The sequence below is a fragment of the Pseudoprimorskyibacter insulae genome (genome assembly GCF_900302505.1).
GTDB lineage: Bacteria > Pseudomonadota > Alphaproteobacteria > Rhodobacterales > Rhodobacteraceae > Pseudoprimorskyibacter > Pseudoprimorskyibacter insulae.
The window spans coordinates 52,929-72,595 of the sequence record NZ_OMOJ01000013.1 but is presented as its reverse complement, the minus strand read 5'-3'; the positions used below and the strand labels follow the sequence as shown (position 1 = coordinate 72,595).

Annotated in this window: 19 protein-coding genes; 13 read left to right on the top strand and 6 right to left on the bottom strand. The window is 61.6% G+C overall.

Features of this window, described 5'->3' with window-relative positions; translation table 11 throughout:
* Nucleotides 1–1,076 (bottom strand): ABC transporter substrate-binding protein (locus tag PRI8871_RS17845; RefSeq protein WP_108887555.1); only part of this gene is annotated, 1,076 nt, incomplete at its 3' end.
* A gap of 91 nt (nt 1,077–1,167) precedes the next feature.
* Here PRI8871_RS17845 and PRI8871_RS17840 point away from each other — a divergent pair.
* The gene (locus tag PRI8871_RS17840) at nt 1,168–1,827 is read left to right on the top strand and encodes a DUF1028 domain-containing protein (RefSeq protein WP_108887554.1); all 660 of its coding nucleotides are present in this window, start codon (nt 1,168–1,170) and stop codon (nt 1,825–1,827) included.
* A 3-nt stretch (nt 1,828–1,830) separates the two neighbouring features.
* On the opposite strand, the gene PRI8871_RS17835 is transcribed toward PRI8871_RS17840, so the two are convergent.
* The 3 genes from PRI8871_RS17835 to uxuA all read right to left on the bottom strand — a co-directional run bounded on the left by PRI8871_RS17835 (nt 1,831) and on the right by uxuA (nt 5,361).
* Nucleotides 1,831–2,592 carry a FadR/GntR family transcriptional regulator gene (locus tag PRI8871_RS17835; protein ID WP_108887553.1) on the bottom strand — a complete coding sequence of 254 codons (762 nt, stop codon included), beginning with the start codon at nt 2,590–2,592 and terminating at the stop codon, nt 1,831–1,833.
* A gap of 97 nt (nt 2,593–2,689) precedes the next feature.
* Nucleotides 2,690–4,156: a mannitol dehydrogenase family protein gene (locus PRI8871_RS17830; RefSeq protein WP_108887552.1), complete on the bottom strand. Its 1,467-nt coding sequence runs from the start codon at nt 4,154–4,156 to the stop codon at nt 2,690–2,692.
* Entirely contained in the window at nt 4,153–5,361 is a 1,209-nt protein-coding gene (gene uxuA / locus PRI8871_RS17825) for a mannonate dehydratase (RefSeq protein ID WP_108887551.1), read from the bottom strand. The genes PRI8871_RS17830 and uxuA overlap by 4 nt, the downstream gene beginning before the upstream one ends.
* A 120-nt stretch (nt 5,362–5,481) precedes the next feature.
* On the opposite strand from uxuA, the gene PRI8871_RS17820 reads away from it, so the two are divergent.
* The 6 genes from PRI8871_RS17820 (at nt 5,482) to PRI8871_RS17795 (ending at nt 11,750) form a co-directional block, all read left to right on the top strand.
* Complete coding sequence (locus tag PRI8871_RS17820) at nt 5,482–6,219, top strand: GntR family transcriptional regulator (protein ID WP_108887550.1); 738 nt, start codon at nt 5,482–5,484, stop codon at nt 6,217–6,219.
* A gap of 3 nt (nt 6,220–6,222) precedes the next feature.
* Complete coding sequence (locus PRI8871_RS17815) at nt 6,223–7,194, top strand: TRAP transporter substrate-binding protein (protein ID WP_108887549.1); 972 nt, start codon at nt 6,223–6,225, stop codon at nt 7,192–7,194.
* A gap of 63 nt (nt 7,195–7,257) precedes the next feature.
* On the top strand, nt 7,258–7,761 hold the full coding sequence (locus PRI8871_RS17810; RefSeq protein WP_108887548.1) for a TRAP transporter small permease: 504 nt from the start codon (nt 7,258–7,260) through the stop codon (nt 7,759–7,761).
* Between the two features lie 3 nt (nt 7,762–7,764).
* Nucleotides 7,765–9,042, top strand: coding sequence for a TRAP transporter large permease (locus PRI8871_RS17805; protein WP_108887547.1), 1,278 nt, complete (start codon nt 7,765–7,767; stop codon nt 9,040–9,042).
* An 8-nt stretch (nt 9,043–9,050) separates the two neighbouring features.
* A complete protein-coding gene (locus PRI8871_RS17800; protein WP_108887546.1) occupies nt 9,051–10,097 on the top strand; it encodes an L-idonate 5-dehydrogenase in 1,047 nt (348 codons plus the stop codon).
* 285 nt (nt 10,098–10,382) lie between these two features.
* Nucleotides 10,383–11,750 carry a hypothetical protein gene (locus PRI8871_RS17795; protein WP_108887545.1) on the top strand — a complete coding sequence of 456 codons (1,368 nt, stop codon included), beginning with the start codon at nt 10,383–10,385 and terminating at the stop codon, nt 11,748–11,750.
* An 8-nt stretch (nt 11,751–11,758) separates the two neighbouring features.
* Here PRI8871_RS17795 and PRI8871_RS17790 read toward each other — a convergent pair whose 3' ends face one another.
* On the bottom strand, nt 11,759–12,448 hold the full coding sequence (locus tag PRI8871_RS17790; protein WP_108887544.1) for a DnaA N-terminal domain-containing protein: 690 nt from the start codon (nt 12,446–12,448) through the stop codon (nt 11,759–11,761).
* A gap of 495 nt (nt 12,449–12,943) precedes the next feature.
* Here PRI8871_RS17790 and PRI8871_RS17785 point away from each other — a divergent pair, with 495 nt between their 5' ends.
* Nucleotides 12,944–14,248, top strand: coding sequence for an AAA family ATPase (locus PRI8871_RS17785; protein ID WP_108887543.1), 1,305 nt, complete (start codon nt 12,944–12,946; stop codon nt 14,246–14,248).
* Nucleotides 14,245–15,312 carry a ParB/RepB/Spo0J family partition protein gene (locus tag PRI8871_RS17780; protein ID WP_108887542.1) on the top strand — a complete coding sequence of 356 codons (1,068 nt, stop codon included), beginning with the start codon at nt 14,245–14,247 and terminating at the stop codon, nt 15,310–15,312. Before PRI8871_RS17785 ends, PRI8871_RS17780 begins: the two co-directional genes overlap by 4 nt.
* Before the next feature lie 57 nt (nt 15,313–15,369).
* Here the strand turns inward: PRI8871_RS17780 and PRI8871_RS17775 are convergent, their stop codons facing one another.
* Nucleotides 15,370–16,263: a LysR family transcriptional regulator gene (locus tag PRI8871_RS17775; RefSeq protein WP_108887541.1), complete on the bottom strand. Its 894-nt coding sequence runs from the start codon at nt 16,261–16,263 to the stop codon at nt 15,370–15,372.
* A gap of 189 nt (nt 16,264–16,452) precedes the next feature.
* Between PRI8871_RS17775 and PRI8871_RS17770 the strand changes: the two genes are divergently transcribed.
* The 4 genes from PRI8871_RS17770 (at nt 16,453) to PRI8871_RS17755 (ending at nt 19,666) form a co-directional block, all read left to right on the top strand.
* On the top strand, nt 16,453–17,448 hold the full coding sequence (locus PRI8871_RS17770; RefSeq protein WP_108887540.1) for a hydroxyacid dehydrogenase: 996 nt from the start codon (nt 16,453–16,455) through the stop codon (nt 17,446–17,448).
* A gap of 21 nt (nt 17,449–17,469) precedes the next feature.
* A complete protein-coding gene (locus PRI8871_RS17765) occupies nt 17,470–18,147 on the top strand; it encodes an RraA family protein (protein ID WP_108887539.1) in 678 nt (225 codons plus the stop codon).
* A gap of 25 nt (nt 18,148–18,172) precedes the next feature.
* On the top strand, nt 18,173–19,126 hold the full coding sequence (locus PRI8871_RS17760; RefSeq protein WP_108887538.1) for a tripartite tricarboxylate transporter substrate binding protein: 954 nt from the start codon (nt 18,173–18,175) through the stop codon (nt 19,124–19,126).
* 84 nt (nt 19,127–19,210) lie between these two features.
* Entirely contained in the window at nt 19,211–19,666 is a 456-nt protein-coding gene (locus tag PRI8871_RS17755) for a tripartite tricarboxylate transporter TctB family protein (RefSeq protein WP_108887537.1), read from the top strand.
* Nucleotide 19,667 lies beyond the last annotated feature (1 nt).

Sequence of the window (19,667 nt, the reverse complement as noted above, 5' to 3'; positions counted from 1 at the left end):
GCCCCGTCTGCCCCGGCTTCTGCGATCAGCGCCTTGGCCTTTTCGGGATCGTAGGGATAGGGCTCTAGTTCAGGGTTGTAGGCCCAAGCGAAGGCGGGCGGCGTCGGGCCTGCGGCCACATCTGCCGTGCCTTCCAACACGTCTTTGACGATCGCCTCTTTGTTGATCGCGTAATTGGCAGCCTGACGCACCTTCACATCGGCAAAGGGGCCTTCCTTGGCGTTCAGGATCAGGAACCACAGGTGCGGCCCGGCCTGTTCATAGATCTGGAAGGCATCGCCCTGGAATTCGCTAAGCGCGACCGGCGGCACCTCGACCATCAGGTCAATCCCGCCTGCCAGCATTTCCGCCGTGCGCGTGTTGGCATCTGTGATCGGACGGAACACAACTGCCTGAAGCCCCGGCGCGCCGCCCCAATAGTTGGGGTTTGCTTCAACAACCACCGCCTCGTTTGAGCGCCATTCAGCAAACTTGAACGGGCCGGTGCCCGACGGGTTGCGCCCAAACTCCGCGCCATGTTGTTCGACCGCAGCGGGCGAGACGATCAGGCCAGTCGGATAGGCAAGGTTCGACAGGAAGGGCGCATATGGCGCGTTGAGCGTGAACTTGACAGTCATATCATCGACCACATCCACCGCCTCAACCGCTGAGAAGAAGAAGGCCAGCGGGAACGGCCCGGTGTTGTGGAACGGATGGCTTTCATCCAGCATCCGATCAAAGTTGAACTTCACCGCCGCAGCATTGAAGGCGCTGCCATCGTGGAAGGTGACGCCGTCGCGCAGGGTGAAGGTATATTCCGTGCCGTCCTCGCTGATTGTCCAATCGGTGGCCAGCGCGGGTTCAACCTCTAGCGTGCCATCCTTGTAGCGGACCAGCCCGTCATAGACGTTCATCAAAATGCGGAAATCGTTCACGGCAGTCACCGCCGCCGGATCAAGCGCCTTGGGCTCGGCGATCTGGCCAACGATCAGCACATCGGCGGGCGTTTGCGCGGTTGCGATCATCGGGGTAAGCGCAAGAGCCGTCGCGGCCCCCGCCGCGAGCATGGCTCTGCGTGACAGTTTCAACAGGGACATCGGAAGAACCTCTCCTATGAATTTATCATTATGGATTGAAGTCACGCAAATTATCATGATGAATTCAAGAAAAATATGTTAGGTCGATGGAATGACACTCTCGATACTCACAATTGATCCGAAAACCGGCATCATGGCTGCCGCCGCAGCGACAGGAAGCCTATGCGTCGGCGGCTGGGTGCTGCGGGGCGACATCGAATCAGGCTTGGTCGCGTCGCAGGGCACAGCGCCCAGCACATTCTGGCGCGATGACGTGTTGCGCGGCATGTTTGACGGGCAATCGGCGGCGGATGCAGTGGCGGCGGTGACAGAAGCCGACGCCGGGCGCGGCTTTCGCCAATTGGCCGCGCTGGACCGGTCCGGCCAAACCGCCGCGCATACCGGGGCTGACAGCATCGCCTATGCCGGCCATATCGCCGAACAGAACATGGTTGTTGCGGGCAATATGCTTAGCGGGGCCGAGGTGCTGAAGGCGATGGCCACCGCCGCAAATGCCAATCACGCCGATCCGGCCCAGCGGATGCTTGCGGTTCTGAAGGCCGGCAATACGGCGGGCGGGGATAATCGCGGGCTGCGGTCGGCGGCGCTATTGGTGCTGAAACCGGATGAGCCGCCGCTGGATATTCGCATCGATGCCGCCGATGATCCACTGACCGACCTTGAGCAGCTTTGGGCGAAAACCCAAGCCTCGCCCTATCATGACTGGCTGACCGAAGTGCCCGTTCTGATCGACAAGACCCGCGCGCCTTAGGGGTTAGTCGTCCATGAAGCGGCGGGCCAGATGGGCCTCTTGTTCTTGCATGAAGGCTTCGGCGATCCGCATATGCGAAGCGATGGTATCGCGTGCTTTTTCGGCGTCTCCGGCCCTTAGCGCCTCGATCAAACGCAGCTGAAGCTCTCGTCCTTTGCGCCAAAGTTCGGCGTTTGGCGGATCGTAAAGGCCCCGGTACACGGTCAGATCCGTCAGGATGCGTGCCATGAACCCGATGACAAAACCAAGCAACTTGTTCTCTGCGAAATCGGCCAGCCGCGCGTGAAAGGCCAAGGACGCAACGTGCTGCTGCTTTTCTTCCTCGATATCGCGGGCAGCATGATCGAAACGCTTGGCCAGATCTTCAAGCTCACTCAGCTGATCTTCGGTCAAGCGCCCGGCGAGCGAGGCGGCTAGTTCAGGCTCTAGCGCCTTGCGCATCTGGTACAGGTCGGCGACCGACAAATCCTGAAAATAGAAATAGTTGCCCAAAAGCGCCCGCGCCCGTTCAACCGTAACCTCGCCCACGATGCTACCACCGCCCGGCCCGGTTTTGGTGGCGATCAACCCTTGTGCCTCAAGGATGCGCAGCGCTTCGCGGACCGTGCCTTTCGAGACGCCAAACTGCGCGATCATCGCGCTTTCGTTGGGAAGCTTATCGCCTTTCTTCAGGTCACGCTCGACCACCCATTGTTTGATCTCATCAGCGACCCGCACAGGGCGAGAGCGTCTGGGGCGTTGGGCCTCGGGGGCGGCGCCGTCCATACAGGAACCTCATTTTTTATCGTTATAAAACCGTCGCGCTCCCAATAGCACACTATTTATGCCGATAAATTCAAGGCCAAAACGGACCTTCCCGTGATCAGCGCGACACGGCCAAGTCTTGGATGGCCACCGCAACGCCCCGATCCAACAGCCACGCCAGATGGCGCTGCACGGCGTCCCGCCAATTTGGGCAATCGCGCAAGGCTTCGGGCATCAGGCCGGGCAAAGCGAACACGTGGTCAAGCACGGCTTTTGCATCCGCTCGGCTTCCGTCGAAACGCAACTCGGCCTCGCGCGGGTCGCGCAGGGCATAGGGCTGGCCGTCATCCGTTTCACCCAAGGTATAGCGCAGCCACGCGGCGGTGGCGAAGGCAAACGCCTCAAGCGATTGGCCGCGGTCCTGCGCGATCACCGCCGGGGCAAAGATGCGCTGAGGCATCTTTTCGGTGCCATCCATGGCAATCTGATAGGTCTCATGCCCCAGATGCGGATTGCGGAAACGTTCCTCAAGATCGCGGGCGTATTGGCTGAAATCCACGCCCTCCAGCGGATCAAGCGTTGCGGCAGCGGCGGCCAAATGGCGGCGCACCAATGCGGCAAGTGCCGGATCGGCCATCACATCGCGCACGTATTTGCGGCCCGCAAGAAAGCCGGAATAGGCCAGCATCGAATGGGTGCCGTTCAGCATCCGCAGCTTCATATCCTCATAGGGCGAGACGTTTTGCACGAAGATCGCGCCGCCGGCCTCCCACGTGGGGCGGCCAGTTGGGAAATGATCCTCGATCACCCATTGGCGGAAAGCCTCGCATTCGATGGCGGCTTTGTCGTCATGCCCGGTAAGGTCAGCCACGAGCGCCGCCGTTTCTGCGCCGCGCGCCGGGGTGATGCGATCAACCATCGTGGCGGGGAAAGCCACGTCTTGCGCGATGAACTCGGCCAGATCAGGGGCGGTGTGGCGGGCGAAATCCACCAGAAGGCCGCGCACCAAGGGGCCGTTGTCGGGCAGGTTATCGCAGCACAGCACGGTGAAAGGCGCGATCCCGGCGGCGCGGCGGCGGGCCAAAGCCCAAACCAGCAAACCCGCCAGGCCCAACGGCGCCTCGGGGTTGGCCAAATCGGCGGCAATTGCGGGATGCGTGCGGTCAATCCCGCCTGTCGCGCGGTCAAGGCCATAGCCCTTTTCCGTGACGGTGATCGAGACAATCCGCGTTTCCGGCGCAGTCAGGGCAGTCAGCACAGCATCGCGGTCGGCAGTCAGGCAATAGGCCGCTGCCATTGCGCCAATCACCCGCGCCCTGGTGCCCGACGCGCTGCGTTCGAGCACCGTATAAAGGCCGTTCTGCGGGGTCAGTTCCTCGGCCGGGGCGGGGCTACGCAGGCTGACGCCGATGATCCGCCAATCGCCGCCGGATGCGGCCAAAGCGTCATCGGTATAGACGGCCTGATGCGCCTTGTGGAACGCGCCAAGGCCAATATGCACGATCCCGGCTTTGTGGTTTGCAGGGGTGAAGCCCGGGCGCTGTACGGCACCCGGCACTGTGTCTAGCGATGTCAGACGGATCATTGCGCAGCGCCGTGTTGCAGCCCTGCGATGGCCCCGCGCAATTCGGCCAAACCTTTCAAGCGGCCAATCGCCGGATAGCCCGGCTGCGCCTTGCGGCCCAGATCGTCCAGAATGTCCTGGCCGTGATCGGGGCGGAACGGGATCGACCAATCGGCGCGGCCCTCGGCCTTCCGGCGCGCCTCTTCGCGCAGCGCAGCGGCCAGCAAGGCAACCATATCGGTATCGCCGCGCAGGTGTTCATCTTCGAAGAACGAGCCGCGAATATCCGTCGTTTCGCGCTTTACGTTGCGCAGGTGAAGGAAATGAACGCGGCTGCCCCAACGCTCCATCATGCCGGGCAAGTCATTGTCAGGCCGCGCCCCGAGCGAGCCGGAACACAGCGTGATCCCGTTGGCGGTGCGGTCGACGGCAACCATCACGGCGGCATAATGCGCCTCGGTCGACATGATGCGCGGCAAGCCCAAAAGCGGAACGGGCGGATCGTCGGGGTGGCAGCACAGACGCAGGCCAAGTTCTTCGGCGACAGGCGTGACCTCGGACAGGAAATCAATCAGATGGGCGCGCAGGCGGTCTTCGGAGATGCTGGCATACTCGGCGATATGCTGGCGCACATCCTCAAGGCTAAAGCTTTCGGCAGCGCCGGGCAGACCAAACACCACGTTCTTGGCCAGCTCATCGCGGCGAGCATCATCCATCTTGGCAAAGCGTTCGGCGGCGGCGGCGCGCAGGGCGTCGTCAAAATCCTCCTCAGCGCCGGGACGCTTGAGGATATGCAGATCGAAGGCGGCGAAATCGGTCAGGTCAAAGCGCATGCAGGTCGCGCCATTGGGGCGACGCCACGCCAGATCGGTGCGCGTCCAGTCAAGAACGGGCATGAAATTATAGCAGATCACCTCAATCCCGGCCTCGGCCAGATGGCGCAGGCTGGTTTTGTAATTGGCGATATGGTCACGCCAAGCGCCCTGCTGCTTCTTGATATCCTCAGACACGGGCAGGCTTTCGACCACATCCCACGCGATCCCCGAGGGGCTGCCATCTTTCATCGTGGCAATCTCGCGCTGGCGTTGCGCGATCTCGGCCGGGGTCCAGACGGCACCGGTCGGCACATGGTGCAGGGCGGATACGATACCCTCGACCCCTGCCTGCAAGGTGTCATCAATCGACACCAAATCCTTGGGCCCAAACCACCGCCATGTCTGTTTCATCTACCGTTCTCCCGACTCGTTGCCGTCTTTCTATCATCGACAGGAAATGTTTCTATCATCTCTCTGGATTGCTGACTAGTATGGAAGTATGGTATCTGACAGCAGGGAGGACAGCGAATCATGACGGCATACGGGATTATTGCGAACGATCTGGATCCGGCTTCGGCCATTTCTCCGCAGATTTATGCACGGCTGCGAAACGCGATCATCCACAACAAATTCGCCCCCGGTGATCGGATTTCCGAAAGCGAGATTGGCCGCGCCTGCGATGTCAGCCGCCAGCCCGTGCGCGAGGCGTTCATCAAACTGGCGGGTGAGGGCCTTTTGGCGATCCTGCCCCAGCGCGGCACCATCATCACCAAGATCAACTACACCGCCGTTCTGGACGCACGCTTTCTGCGCGAGGCGATTGAGGCCGATATCGTCGCCATTCTGGCAAACGCGCCAGACCCCACCGTGATCCGCGATCTGCGCGCGCAATTGAAAGTGCAGCGCGAGGTTGCGGCGACCGAACCAAAAACCTTCATCGAACAGGATGAACGCTTCCACCGCACCTTGGCCGATGCCGCAGGCAAGCGCGGTGCCTGGAAGCTGATCGAGGGGCTTAAGTCGCAGATGGACCGCGTGCGCTTTCTGTCTCTCAGCCATTTCCCGGTGCAAAAGCTGGTCACCCAGCACGAAGCCGTCGTGGATCGCATTGAAAAAGGCGATCCGACCGGCGCGAACGCGGCCATTCGTGGCCACCTGCGCGAGGTTCTTTCTGACCTGCCGCAGATCCACGCCGCCAACCCTGAATTTTTCGAACTGCCGGACGGGGCCATTCCCGAACCGGTCAACGTGCCTATCAAGGAGGAGTAAGTCATGTCAATTAAATGGAAATTCGCCGCAGCCGCGGCAACCGCGATGGCCCTGCTGGCCGGGTCGGTTTCGGCGCAGGAAATGACGCTGAAGCTGGGCCACCTCGCCAATGAGGAAAACCCCTGGCACCTGGCGTCGGTGAAATTCGGCGAAGAGCTTTCGGCGCTGACCGATGGCCGCATCGCGGTTGAGGTGTTCCCGAACGAAAGCCTTGGTAAGGAAATCGACCTGATCAACGGCATGCAGCTTGGCACCGTCGATATGACGATCACCGGCGAAAGCCTTCAGAACTGGGCCCCGATGGCCGCGCTTCTGGCTGTGCCCTACGCGTTCAAAACCATCGACGACATGGACGCCTTTGCCTCGGGTGAAACCGGAGACGCAATCAAAGCGCAGATCGTCGAAAAGGTTCAGATCCGCCCGATCGCCTATTTCGCACGCGGCGCCCGTGATCTGACCTCGAACCGTCCGATCACCACCCCGGCTGATCTGAACGGCCTGAAAATGCGCGTGCCGAACGTGCCGCTGTTCGTGGACGTGTGGAAAGCGCTTGGCGCGAACCCCGGCCCGATGGCCTTCTCTGAGGTGTTCACCTCGCTGCAGAACGGCACCATCGAAAGCCAGGAAAACCCGCTGGCTCTGATCAAATCGGCCTCGTTCTACGAAGTGCAAAGCCACGTGAACCTGACCGACCACGTCCGTTCGTGGATCTATCTGACCATCGCGGAAAGCACCTGGAACAAGCTGTCGGCTGACGATCAGGCCGCTGTGACCGAAGCCGCCGCCCGCGCCCAAGCCTATGAGCGTGAGCTGTTCAACGCCTCGCTCGCCGCAGACCGCGCCTTCCTTGAGGAAAAAGGCATGACCTTCGTCGAGGTAGATGCAGCCGCCTTCCAAGCCGCTGCGAAAGACGCCGTGCTTGCCAACGTCAACGACGAGATCAAGCCGATCGTCGAAGGCCTGTTCTCGAACTGATTTGGCCAATCGCTCCGGCGCCGTTATCGCGGCGCCGGAGATTTTGCGTTTAGGGGCCCGCGCATGCGCATCACTGACACACTCATCCACATTGCCACCCGCATTGCCCAATGGGGCGCGGGGCTGTCCTTTGCCGTGCTGATTGGCGCGGTGCTTCTTCAGGTCACGGGCCGTTTGACGGGCTTTGCCCCCGTCTGGACCGAGGAACTGACCCGTTACGCCTTGCTATACTGCGTCGCCTTCGGCGCGGGGCTGGCGTTTCGAACGGGTGATCTGGTGAACGTCGATGTGGTTTGCGAATACCTGCCCGGCAAATTGCCGTGGCTGCTGCGGCTGGTTTCGGCCATCGCAACCTGCGCCCTTGCCGTCTACCTGCTTAGCCACGCTTGGCGCTATGTCGCCATCGGCAAAATGCAGACGTCGCCCGCGCTTGGCGTGCGGATGGATTACATACACCTGACCGTTTGGCTGCTGCTGGCGTTTCTGGCCGTGTTTGCGGGCCTGCGCGTGCTTGGCATGCTGACCGGCACCGAAGACGGCAAACCCGTCAAAGCCGACGAGGAATAACCTATGGATGTCGTCGTTCTGTTCTCTGTCTTTGTGGGCGGTTTGGTTATGGGCATCCCGGTTGCGGTGACGCTTGGCCTGTCGTCGCTGGCCTATCTGATGCTGGCGGGCATTCCCCCCGTGGTCATGCCGCAAAAGATGTACGCGGGCATGGATGTGTTCGTGCTGCTGTCGATCCCCGGCTTTATCCTTGCGGGCAACCTGATGAACCAAGGCGGCATCACGGGCCGCATCATCCGCTTTGCCAACGCGCTGGTCGGCTGGATTCGCGGCGGGCTTGGCCTGACCAATATCGCCGCCTCGATGCTGTTTGGCGGGATCACCGGCACCGCCGTTGCCGATGCGGCCAGCATTGGCGGCGTGCTGATCCCCGGCATGAAAAAGGCAGGCTATCCGGCGGACTTTTCCGCCGCTGTCACCGCTGCAAGTTCAACCGTTGGGCTGATCATCCCGCCCTCGGTTCCGATGATCATCGTCGGCGCGCTGTCGGGCATTTCGGTGGGGCAGATGTTCCTTGCAGGGGCGATCCCCGGTATTCTGATGGGCCTAGCCATGATGGTCACGGCCTACATCATTTCGGCGCGCCGCAACTTCCCGCGTCAGGAATGGCAGGGCGTGGGCGAGGTTGGACGGTCCTTCTCGGGCGCATTCTGGGCGCTGGCGATGACGTTCCTGATCATCTACGGCCTTCTGTCGGGCCTTGCGACGCCCACCGAAACCGCCGTTGTGGCCAGCGTCTATGCCTTCATCGTTGGCGCGTTCATCTATCGCGAATTGCCGGTCCGCAAAGTGCCGATGATCTTGGTGGACAGCGCCGTTTCCGCTGCTGGCATCCTTGCGCTGGTGGGCTTTGCCAACGTCTTTGGCTGGATTTTGGTGTCTGAGCGTATCCCCCAAGCCATCGCTGACGGGGTTCTGTCTTTCACCGACAACAAGTTCCTTGTGATCCTGTTGATCAACCTGCTGCTGCTGTTTGTCGGCATGTTCATGGAGACGATTGCCGCCCTCATCATCCTGTTCGTGCCGCTTCTGTCGCTGGCCCAAGCGGTGGGTATTGACCCGTTGCACTTTGCGACCTTTGCCGTGCTGAACCTGATGATCGGCCTGACAACACCGCCCGTGGGCGTGTGCCTGTTCGTCTGCGCGGGCATTGCGCGGCTGCCGCTGATGCCGGTGGTAATTGCGATCCTGCCGTTCCTTCTGACCAATATCCTCGTCCTGTTTGCCGTGTCCTATGTTCCGGCTTTGGCGACGTGGCTGCCCTCTCTCTTGACCAAGTGAACCAATCTATGACCACCACGCGCGTGTGCCGCCTTTACGGCCAAAATGACCTTCGCATCGAAACCGAAGAGGTGGCCGCCCCCGGCCCCGGTCAGGTGATGGTTGCCATCGCCGCCGGAGGGATCTGCGGATCTGACATGCATTACCTGTCGGACGGCGGTATTGGCACGATCCGCGTGCGCGAGCCGATCATTCTGGGCCATGAGGCCTCGGGCCGTGTGGTTGCGGTTGGTGAGGGTGTTACCGGGCTGACCCCCGGCGATGGCGTGGCAATCAACCCCAGCCGCCCTTGTGGCACTTGCGGCTATTGCACCGAAGGGCTGCCGATGCATTGCCTGACGATGCGCTTCAACGGATCGGCCATTCGTTTGCCGCATGAACAGGGACTGTTCCGCGACCATTTGGTTCTGCCTGCCACGCAATGCATCAAGGTGCCGGACAGCGCCGATCTGCACGCCGTCGCCTGTGCCGAACCTTTGGCCGTATGCCTGCACGCCGCGCGTATGGCGGGCGAGATTGCAGGCAAGCGCGTGTTGGTTACCGGGGCGGGCCCCATCGGAATTTTGTGCGTCGCCGCCGCCGCTGCGGCGGGCGCTGCGGAAATCGTTGTGACCGATCTTCAGGACGCGGTGCTTGAGGTGGCCCGCCAGATGGGTGCGACCCGCACGATCAATGTGGCACGCGACGGGGCCGAAATGGCCCGCTACGCCGCAGACAAGGGCTATTTCCATCTGGCCTTCGAATGTTCGGCTGCGGGTCCTGCAATTGCATCGGCTGTGGCCAGCCTGCGTCCGCGCGGGGTGTTGGTGCAGGTTGGTGTGACGGGCGACACGCCCGTTCCGATCAATGCGCTGGTGGCCAAGGAAATCCAGTTCCAAGGCACCCACCGGTTCCACGAAGAATTCGCCGAAGCCGTTGAGGCCATCGTTTCGGGCAAGATCAACGTCGCGCCGATTGTTACCGGGCGCTATCCGTTGGAGGAGGCCGAGGCCGCGTTCAAAGCTGCTGCGGATCGGTCCAAATCGGTGAAGGTTCACCTAGAGTTCAACGCCTAAGCAAAAGGCCGACCGTGTAAAGCGGTCGGCCTTTGCCATTTGCCCAAGATTTGGTTGGAAAAGGTTTCCCCCACCTTCGGCGACGTCCCACCTTTTTCAAGCTGCGGTCACAGTCCGCGCGTCGTTGAAATCCACCTTTCAGCGCGGCCCCATCACGTTTGGGCAATCCTGCTATAGGCCATTTCGGGGTTGAAGTTGCGCGAAAATCGCGTCGAGGTATGGGAACGTGCGCAGTATGCCCTTGATTGCCGATCAAGGGCCAACACCATCACCAGGAGACGACACATGAACATGCTGCTGGCGGGCCTGCTTTCAGCCCTTTTCGCCGTCGTCTGCCTTGGGGAATGGCATCTGCTTGCGCTGCCATTGGTCGAAGCGGTGTTGGTCGTCGCCATCGCGGTTGTCTTGTTCCCGAACGTCACGAATGGCCGCCGTGCATTTGCTGCCGTGGCCGCCCTTCTGAGCGCGGCACTGTGGTGGCTCCAGCCCGATGCCGCGCCTGACGCCCTGATCCGCGCCGCTGGCAACGCAGGCATGATTGGGGCCTATTTCTGTGCGCTGGCCACGCTGCAATATGCGGCGGGGCTTGATCCTTCGGTCACCAAGGCAGGGCGCTTTCTGGCCAGCCAACCACCGGGGCGGCGCTATCTGTCGCTGACCTTTGGATCGCAGCTTTATTCCAACCTTCTGGGCTATGGCGCCGTGACGCTTCTGGGCAGCCTTGCCAGCGCCAATGCGCAACAAGAAACCAACCCCGAGATCCGCTACCACCGCCGCCGCCGGATGTTGCTGGCCATCCACCGGGGCTTTTGTTCGGTTCTGACGTGGTCGCCGCTGACCTTTTCGACGGCGGTTATTCTGTCTTTCTACCCTGCCCTATCGTGGTTCGATCTGGCCCTGCCCGGTATTGGGTCATCGGTCATCATCGCGGGCACCGGATGGGCGCTGGACACGGTCTTCAAGCCCAAGCTGACCACTGCCGCCCCCCCGCGCGAGGTGCAAGGCACATGGGCGCTGATGATGCCGATGGTCTGGCTTTTCCTGATCCTCGCCGCTTTGGTGGCCACCCTCTACAGCCTGTTCGACGTGCGGATCGTGGCCGTGGTGATGATCGTCGTACCCGCGCTTTCGGTGGCGTGGATGGCCACGCAACGCGGCGCGGGATCGCCGCCCCTGTGGCGGACCTGCATGACATTCCTCGCCCAAGTCCTGCCCGGCTATAAAGGCGAGCTGATGCTGTTGATGAGCGCGGGCTATATCGGCGCCGTCGCCGCACCCCTTATGGCCCCCTATCTTGGGGCCGGTGCCATGCCACAGATCCCGCCGTGGCTGATGCTGATCGGTCTGGTTTGGCTTGTGCCTTTGCTGGGCCAGATTGGCGCCAATCCGCTGCTGAGCGTCGCGCTGATCATTTCGCTTCTGCCCGCGCCAGAAACCTTGGGGGCCTCGGCCACCGCCATCGGCGTGGCGCTGATCTGCGGTTGGGCGCTGTGCGGGATGACGTCGCCCTTTACAGCCAACACCGTTCTGGTGGCCCGTTTGGGCGAGGTGCCAGCGCGTAAGGTTGGTTTGGGCTGGAACGGCCCTTATGCGCTGATAACGGGCGGTTTGCTGTCGCTGTGGGTTGTCGCGGTCTGGGCCATCACAGGGTAAGGCGGCGCTTAGCCACGCGCGACCACTTCGACCGATGTCACACTGTCGTCTACACTCTGGCACGCCGCCGTCAGACGCGCGTTCATATGCGTGGCGATATAGCTGGCGTGAAAGCGGGTCGGGGCCGACAGGCGCAAGCGGCCCCCTGCCCTGCCCTCACGCTGCAATTCCTGAAACCACGCGGCATAGATCGCCTTGTCTTGAGTGTGCAAAAGCGCCCGCGCCAAAGACCATTCATGGTCGTCTTTGATCTCGGGCGCGGCGATGGGCTGTTTCGGTGTCATGGGGACTACGTTTGATTCTGTCCCCGCGGGGACAGACAAGCGCGTTTCGAAATCAGGTCCGACCGCCGCCCAGACCTGAGTTGTATCGGCAAGGATACGATCAAGACCAAGGCTGTATTCCGTGACGCGGCCCCGTGCGCCTTGCCGCGAGACAATCAGCCAGCCCATCGCGCGGAGCTTGGCCATCTCTCGTTTCACGGTGCGTTCGTCGACATGCCACAGCCGGGCGATTTCGCGTTGCCCTACGGCCAGCTGGTCGCGCCCCCAATTGTAGCGTGCGGTCACCAGAGTCATCAGGCGGAAGATCAGCCGCTGGTCGCCCTTGTCCTTCGACAAGGCGTAAGAGCCAAGTGCCGTGAGCAGGTCATATTTCATCCCTGCTGCATGTCGGCCTACGGGCTTTGCCGTCAGCATGCCAATGCCTTTCCTGTCTTGTCCCGCCGATGTTGCGGGTGTCTGCTCATGGGACGTTGGGCCCCGATGGTTATTATTTTCTTATCGGATCGTGCGGTGAAGTCAGCGCCGTTCCGTTGTTGTGCCTAATTAGCGTCCTAAAGCACGATTCTGTCAAGGGTGTTGGGAGTTTACCTTCAAATCCCAAATCCAATTTCGAAAGAAAGGGTATTGATATGGTATTGGGGGACACTCTGGCTGTCCCCTAGTTGTCGGATTTTGTCCCCCATTATCTGGTGGGGTCGGGTCTAACTGTCCCCTATTCGTAGCGCGGGTGCCAATGGAAATCCCCTAATGCTGCGAATCGCTTTCCCCTGCTGACACCTTGTTTTCCTAAGGAAATCTGAAAACAGCGGAACTGTCTGTTTATACGATATTAGCTTTTGCCTTTTTTGCAAATACGGCGTAAATCGGAAAGTGACCGGATTTAGCGTCCCCGCGGGGACAGGAGGCAGAATGTATAATCATAACGATCTGGCACAGATGCAGGCGCAGTCCCTTAAAATGCAAAGCTGGATCCGCCAGCAGACCTTTTCACCGCAGATGGAAAAGACGCTTCGGCGCTTTTCAAGCTGGGAAGTGGCCGAGCTGATCTTCAAGGTTAATCAGTCCACCCTGCGCGGGCGTCTGGCCGCCGACCCTACCTTGCCGCAAGGCTTGGTCGAAGAGGATGGCCGCCAGCGCTGGTATACGCTGGAAGAAATCAACGAACTGCGCCGCCGTATCAAGGTGAACCGCAAGTCGATGATGCCCAAACGCCCGGCGGGCAAGCGCGCGATGCGCGTGGCTGTGGCCAACTTCAAAGGCGGCGCCGGCAAGTCCACCACCGCGCTGCACTTTGCCCATGCCGCCGCGCTGGATGGATACCGTGTGCTTTGCGTCGATTTCGATCCGCAGGCCACGCTGTCGCATTCGATGGGCCTGTCGGACGTGACCGAGGAATATACGGTCTGGGGCATCATGGCCCGCGACCTGATCAATGAAACCGAACGGATGAACAGCGCCGCGCGCGGGGCCGAAAGTGGCGCCGCCCTACCCCAACGCCGCCTGCCCGATGCCGTCACCTCGATGGGCTTGCAGGATCTGCGCGGCGGCGATTTCATCAAGTCCACCTGCTGGCCGACGATCGATCTGATCCCAAGCTGTGCCAACGCGGCCTTTGTCGAATTTGCCAGCGCCCAGTATCGCCACCTGAACCCGGAGTGGTCGTTCTTTGCTGCGGTCAGCCGCTACCTCGATAGCCTGCCCAGCGATGCCTATGACCTGATCATTTTCGACTGCCCGCCCGCGATTGGCTATCAGTCGATGAACGCCGTGTTCGCCGCTGATATGCTCTATATCCCGTCCGGCCCCGGCTATTGGGAATATGACTCGACGACCAGTTTCATCGGCCAGCTATCCGAGGCGCTAGAGGATCTGACGGCCTTCAACGGGGTTGTCCCCGCGGGGACAATGCCTTTGCCCAAGGCATTTCTGGACGTACGGTTTCTGCTGACGCGGTTTGAGACCGGCAACGATTTGCACCGCGCGATGCAGCAGGCGTTTCAAAAAGTCTTTGGCGACAGGATCACCGAACACCCGATTGAGCTGACCCGCGCGGTCGAACAGTCGGGGCGCTTCCTAAGCTCGGTCTATGAGATCGACTACCGGTCCATGACCCGTGAAACGTGGCGCCGGGCGCGGGCCTCGTTCGATCAGGCCTATGAAGAGTTCAAAGCAAACATCCTGCTGGCGTGGGATAAGATGGAGGATGAGGCATGAAGAAGCGTCGCGTATTCGATATTGATTTCCCGTCTGACACCCCTGCCCCGCAGCCCGAAGCTGACGCCCCGACCGAGGCGCGGCGCGGCCCGATGGCCACGGCGATTTCAGAGAATGCGGGGGCGTTGCGTGCTCGGACCGAGGCGGAACAAGCGATCCGGGATGAAAATGACCGCCTCGCGCATGAACATGTGCGACTGAAAAAGCAGGGGCTGATCGTTGATCTGATCCCGCTGGATGCGATCCAGGTCAGCAAACTGACCCGCGACCGGTCGGCCACCCGCGACCCCGATCTGGACGAGTTGAAGGACTCGATCCGCGCGATTGGTTTGTCGAACCCGATCCGGGTGGAACCTGTGGGCGACGGCTATGAACTTGTGCAGGGCTTTCGCCGTTTGGCGGCCTACCGCGCCCTGTTCGATGAAACCGGGGATGAGGCCTTTGCCCGCATTCCCGCCGGTCTGGTCGCAACGGGCGAAGCGCTGGAAAACCTCTATCGCCGCATGGTCGATGAAAACCTTGTCCGCCGGGACATTTCCTTTGCCGAAATGGCGCAATTGGCTCTGAACTACGCCCAAGACCCAGAGACTGAAACAGACTCGGTTGAGGGGGCTGTTGCGATCCTCTACGCCTCGGCCAACCGTCAAAAGCGCAGCTACATTCGGCACTTTGCGACAATGCTGGAACAGATCGGCGATAGCCTGAAATTCCCCGAAGCGATCCCGCGCGCGCTGGGGCTGCAATTGGAAAAACGCCTGTCGCATGATCGCGGGGCGGGGGCCAAGATCAAGGCATCGCTGGCCGCCATCAGTGCCGAAACACCGGATGCCGAGTTGGATGTTCTGCGGGTCTATGCGGCAAAAGGGGCAGGGGACAAACCCGCGGCCATCGCGTCAACCGGGGCCGCGAAAACCACGCTTCGCCTAAATGTCCCCGCGGGGACAGTGCGTTGCTCGGCGCGTAAGGGGAAGGTTGAGCTGATGATGGACCGCGACTTTTCCGACGTGGACCGCCACCGTTTGGAACAGGCCGTTTCCGCCTTTCTTGCCGCGTTGGATGACTAACGTCCCCGCAGGGACAAACCGAAAGGGCAGGGGAAACCCTGCCCTTTTTGCATTCCGCTAGCGGCCGCTTTTCGGCACGCCATGTTCGCCGCATAGGTCAACCAGAACATCGTGCATGCTGGCAATCAGGTCTTTTCGCGATGAGGCCACGCGTTCGACAATCCCGATTTGCCGGGCGATCTGCGGCGTGCCAAAGGGGATACGCACGAGGGTCTCAAGGTCGGGCTCCTGAAGTGCCGCATGGGGCGCAACAGCAATCCCGAGACCTTGCCTTACGCAAGTAACGATGGATCCGATGGTATCAATCTGCGCCACGTCCTGCGTGACCACGCCCATGCGCGACAGTTCGGTGTCGATCAGATTGGCCAGCGGCACGGGGCTCGCAAAGCGCACAAAGGGCATCGTGTTTAACCATGTGATTGGATCGCTGACCTTGGTCCCGGGAGGCGCGATCAACCAAAGCGGTTCCCGCAGGAAGGGTGACCAGCGCAACGCCGACGGGAAGCCGATATGCTCAGCCACGACCGCCGCGTCCAATCGGCCTGAGGCGACATCTGCGATGAGCGGTGAGGAAAAGGACACCCGCAGATCAATTTTCAACTGTGGGTGTTCGGCGCGCATCTGAACAATCGCGCGCGGTAGCAGGTTCAGCGCTCCGGACCGGACCGATCCAAGCATCAGCGTTCCGGCGATCACATCCCCCCGTAACGAGGCCCGCGCGTCGTCGGCCCGTTGCAACATGTCCTTGGCCATATCCAGCACCTGCATCCCCTCGGGGGTAAAGCTGGGCGGGCGGCTGCTGCGGTCGAAAAGCGTAACGCCAAGCTCTTGTTCCAGCGCGTGAATCTGCTGGCTCACGGCAGAGGGCGTTAGCCGCACAACATCCGAGGCTTGGGCAAAGGTGCCATGGGTGTGAATGGCGACAAGGGTCTTGAGTTGGCGGGTATCCAAGGCATTAATCCAGTTTTTCTTAACTTAATAACCAAAATTACGCGCTGTTGTGAAGCCCTGCTTTCGCTTAACACATTTGGAACGGAGGAGATAGCGCCGCTCTGATCGAGGCAGGGCAGGGGCTTTCCAGACAAATCAAAGCAATACAGGTGCGCCATCCCCATGGTCGCGCCACAGGAGAGATGTGCCATGAGCAAGACCATTCTTGTCACCGGTCCCGACCTAGCACCCGCTGCCAAGGCGCTGGCGGACGCGCAGGGCTATACCCTTGTCCACACCCCGCCCTATGCCGATGCCGAGGTGATTGCCGAACATATGGTCAAATCCGGCGCGGTGGGGATCGTGTCGCGGATGGGGCGGGTCGATGCCTCGGTGATGGATGCCGCGCCGAACCTCAAGGTGATTTCCAAGCATGGCGTTGGCGTCGATAACATCGACATTGCCGCAGCGGCCGAACGGGGTATTCCGGTGCTGGTCGCCACGGGGGCGAATGCCGTGTCGGTGGCCGAGCACGCGATTGCCCTGTTGCTGACGGTGGCCAAGAAGGTGGTGCCGCTGAACGAAAGCCTGCACCAAGGCCGCTGGGACAAGCCGGGCTTCAAGGGCCGCGAGCTGGCGGGCCTGACGATGGGCCTGATGGGGATTGGCGCGATTGCGCAAGCCACGGGCCATATCGCCAAGGGGCTGGGCCTGACCCTGATCGCCTATGACCCTTACGCCGCTGACGAGGCCTTTGCGCAGGTCAGTGCGCGCCGTTGCGCCACCACGGAGGATCTGTTTGCAGGCTCGGACGTGCTGTCGCTGCATTGCCCGCTGACCGACGACACCCGCGAGATTATCAATGCCGAGGCGCTGGCGCGGATGCCCGAGGGGGCTTTCGTGGTCAATACCGCACGCGGTGGCCTGATCGACGAGGCGGCTTTGGTGGCCGCCGTCAACGCAGGCCACATCGCGGGGGCCGGGCTGGATACCTTCGCCAAGGAGCCGCCCGCCGCCGATCACATTTTCTTCGACGTGCCGGGCATTGTTGTGACCCCGCATATCGGAGGCGTCACCGCCGAGGCCAACGCTCGCGTCGGCACCGAGGCCCTGCGCGGTATTTTCCAAGTGCTGGAAGGCCAGCCGCTGCCGCCCGAACGCATCATCAATCGCAAGCTGCTGGCAGCCTCATCCGCTGCTGTCTGACCCAATTCAAAGGACCATCCCATGCCCGCAGGTTTCCGCGTATTGAACCGCACCCAAACCGCCCCGAAAGCGCTGGTTGAGGCGTTTGCCAAGCTGCCTGTCGCCAATGTCTCGGACAGTATGGCGCGCGTTACCGCCGCTGGCCCCACGCTGCGCCCGATGCACAGCAGTGGCACCATGGCCGGCGTTGCCCTGACCGTGAAAACCCGCCCCGGCGATAACCTGATGCTGCACAAGGCCATCGACATGGCCGTGCCGGGCGATGTGATCGTTTGCGATGCGGGCGGCGATTTGACCAACGCCCTGATGGGCGAGTTGATGCTGGCCTATGCGATGAAGAAAGGCGTGGCGGGCTTCGTGCTGAATGGCGCGATCCGCGATTTTGATTTCTTCCGCAGCTTCAACCTGCCGACCTGGGCCGTTGGTGTCACGCATCGCGGCCCCTACAAGGACGGCCCCGGCGAGGTCAACGTGCCGGTCAGCCTTGGCGGCATGGTCATCCATCCGGGCGATATCGTGATCGGTGACAGCGACGGCGTGCATTGTGTGCCGCTGGCCGAGGCCGAGGCGGTTCTGGCCCAGACACAGGCGAAATCCGCAGCAGAAATCAAACAGATGGCCGCCATCGAAGCGGGCACAAACGACCGGACATGGGTAGACCGCGCCTTGAAAGAGCGCGGCTGCGAGATGCCCGAATAACCACTGCATGAACAGGAGGAGTATCATGTTCAACATCTTCAAAACGACCGCCCTGACCGGAGCGCTGGTTCTGGCCGCAGGCGCGGCTTTGGCCGAATACCCCGAAAAGCCGATCGAGGTGATCGTTGGCTATTCCGCAGGTGGCGGCACCGATGTGATGGCCCGTACCGCCGCGCTGTTCATTGAAAAATATCTGGGCGAGGGTGCCAGCATCGTTGTGAAAAACATGCCCGGCGCGTCGGGCCAGATCGGCGTGACCGAAGTCGCGGGATCTGCCCCCGATGGCTATACGCTGGGCACGTTCAACCTGCCGGGGATGATGGCGCGCACCATCGACCGCGAAGCAGGCTATGACCGCGAAAGCTTTACCTATCTGGCCAACGTGGTGAACGATCCCAACGTGATCGTCACCGGCAAGGGCAGCGGTCTGACCACCATCGACGCGCTGATTGCCGCCGCGCTGGAAGCGCCGGGTGCGATCACTGTTGGCATGTCCTCGCTGGGCGGGGATGACCATTTCGCGCTGATCAAGCTGCAAACCCTGACGGGCGCGGAATTCACCATCGTGCCGTTCAAAGGCTCGGCTCCGGCGCGGACGGCGCTTATGGGCGGCCATGTGGCGATGGGCATTCTGAACATTTCCGAAGTCGCCAGCTTCACGGAGGAGTTGAACGTACTGGGCGTTGCCACCGAAGAGCGTTCGCGCTTCGCGCCCGATCTGCCGACCTTCAAGGAACAGGGTATCGAACTGGTCAACGGCTCGATGCGCGGGTTCGTGGCCCCCGCTGGCCTGCCCGGTGATGTGGTGGCCAAGCTGGACGCCGCGTTTGAGCAGCTTTCCGGCGATCAGGACTTCCTCAAAGCGATGGCCGACACCGCGAACCCGGTCGAGATCGTGCGCGGCGACGCCTTCAAGGCGCTGACCTCGGATCTTTACGATCTGGCCGCCAAGGTGTGGGCCGAGACCCCCTGGAACTAAGGCGCATCGCGCCTAGACGCTGGCTGGTGGCGTTGCTCCCTCGCCGCCAGCCATTCCTGCCATTTTCATCACAGGAAGACTCCCATGTCACAGCCCCGCCCGCGTGTGCTGCGCCCCGAGACCCTGACCGCCATCGGCTTGATCGTGATCGCCGCTGCGCTGCTTGTCCCGACGTTTGAATTGCGCCCCATCTCGGCGCTTTTGCCTGCCGCGATGCTGATCGGGCTGATTGCCCTGTCTGTGCTGCTGTTGCTGGCCGACCAGCGCCGCGCCGCCAAGGGCGAGAAGGCGGCACCCGTGGCCCAATCCCCCAAACGGGTGATCGGCGCCTTTGGTCTGGTCGTGGCCTATGCCGTGGCCTGCGATCTGGTCGGGTTCTACCCCAGTACGGCGCTGATCATTCCCACCGTCGCGTGGTTGTTCGGCTTTCGCCATCCGCTGGGTCTGTTGGTGGCGACCGTCACTGTGGTCGGCGCGATCTGGCTGATTTTCGATCTGGGCATGAACCAGGAATTCCCCGCTGGCCGGTTCTGGAGCTGAC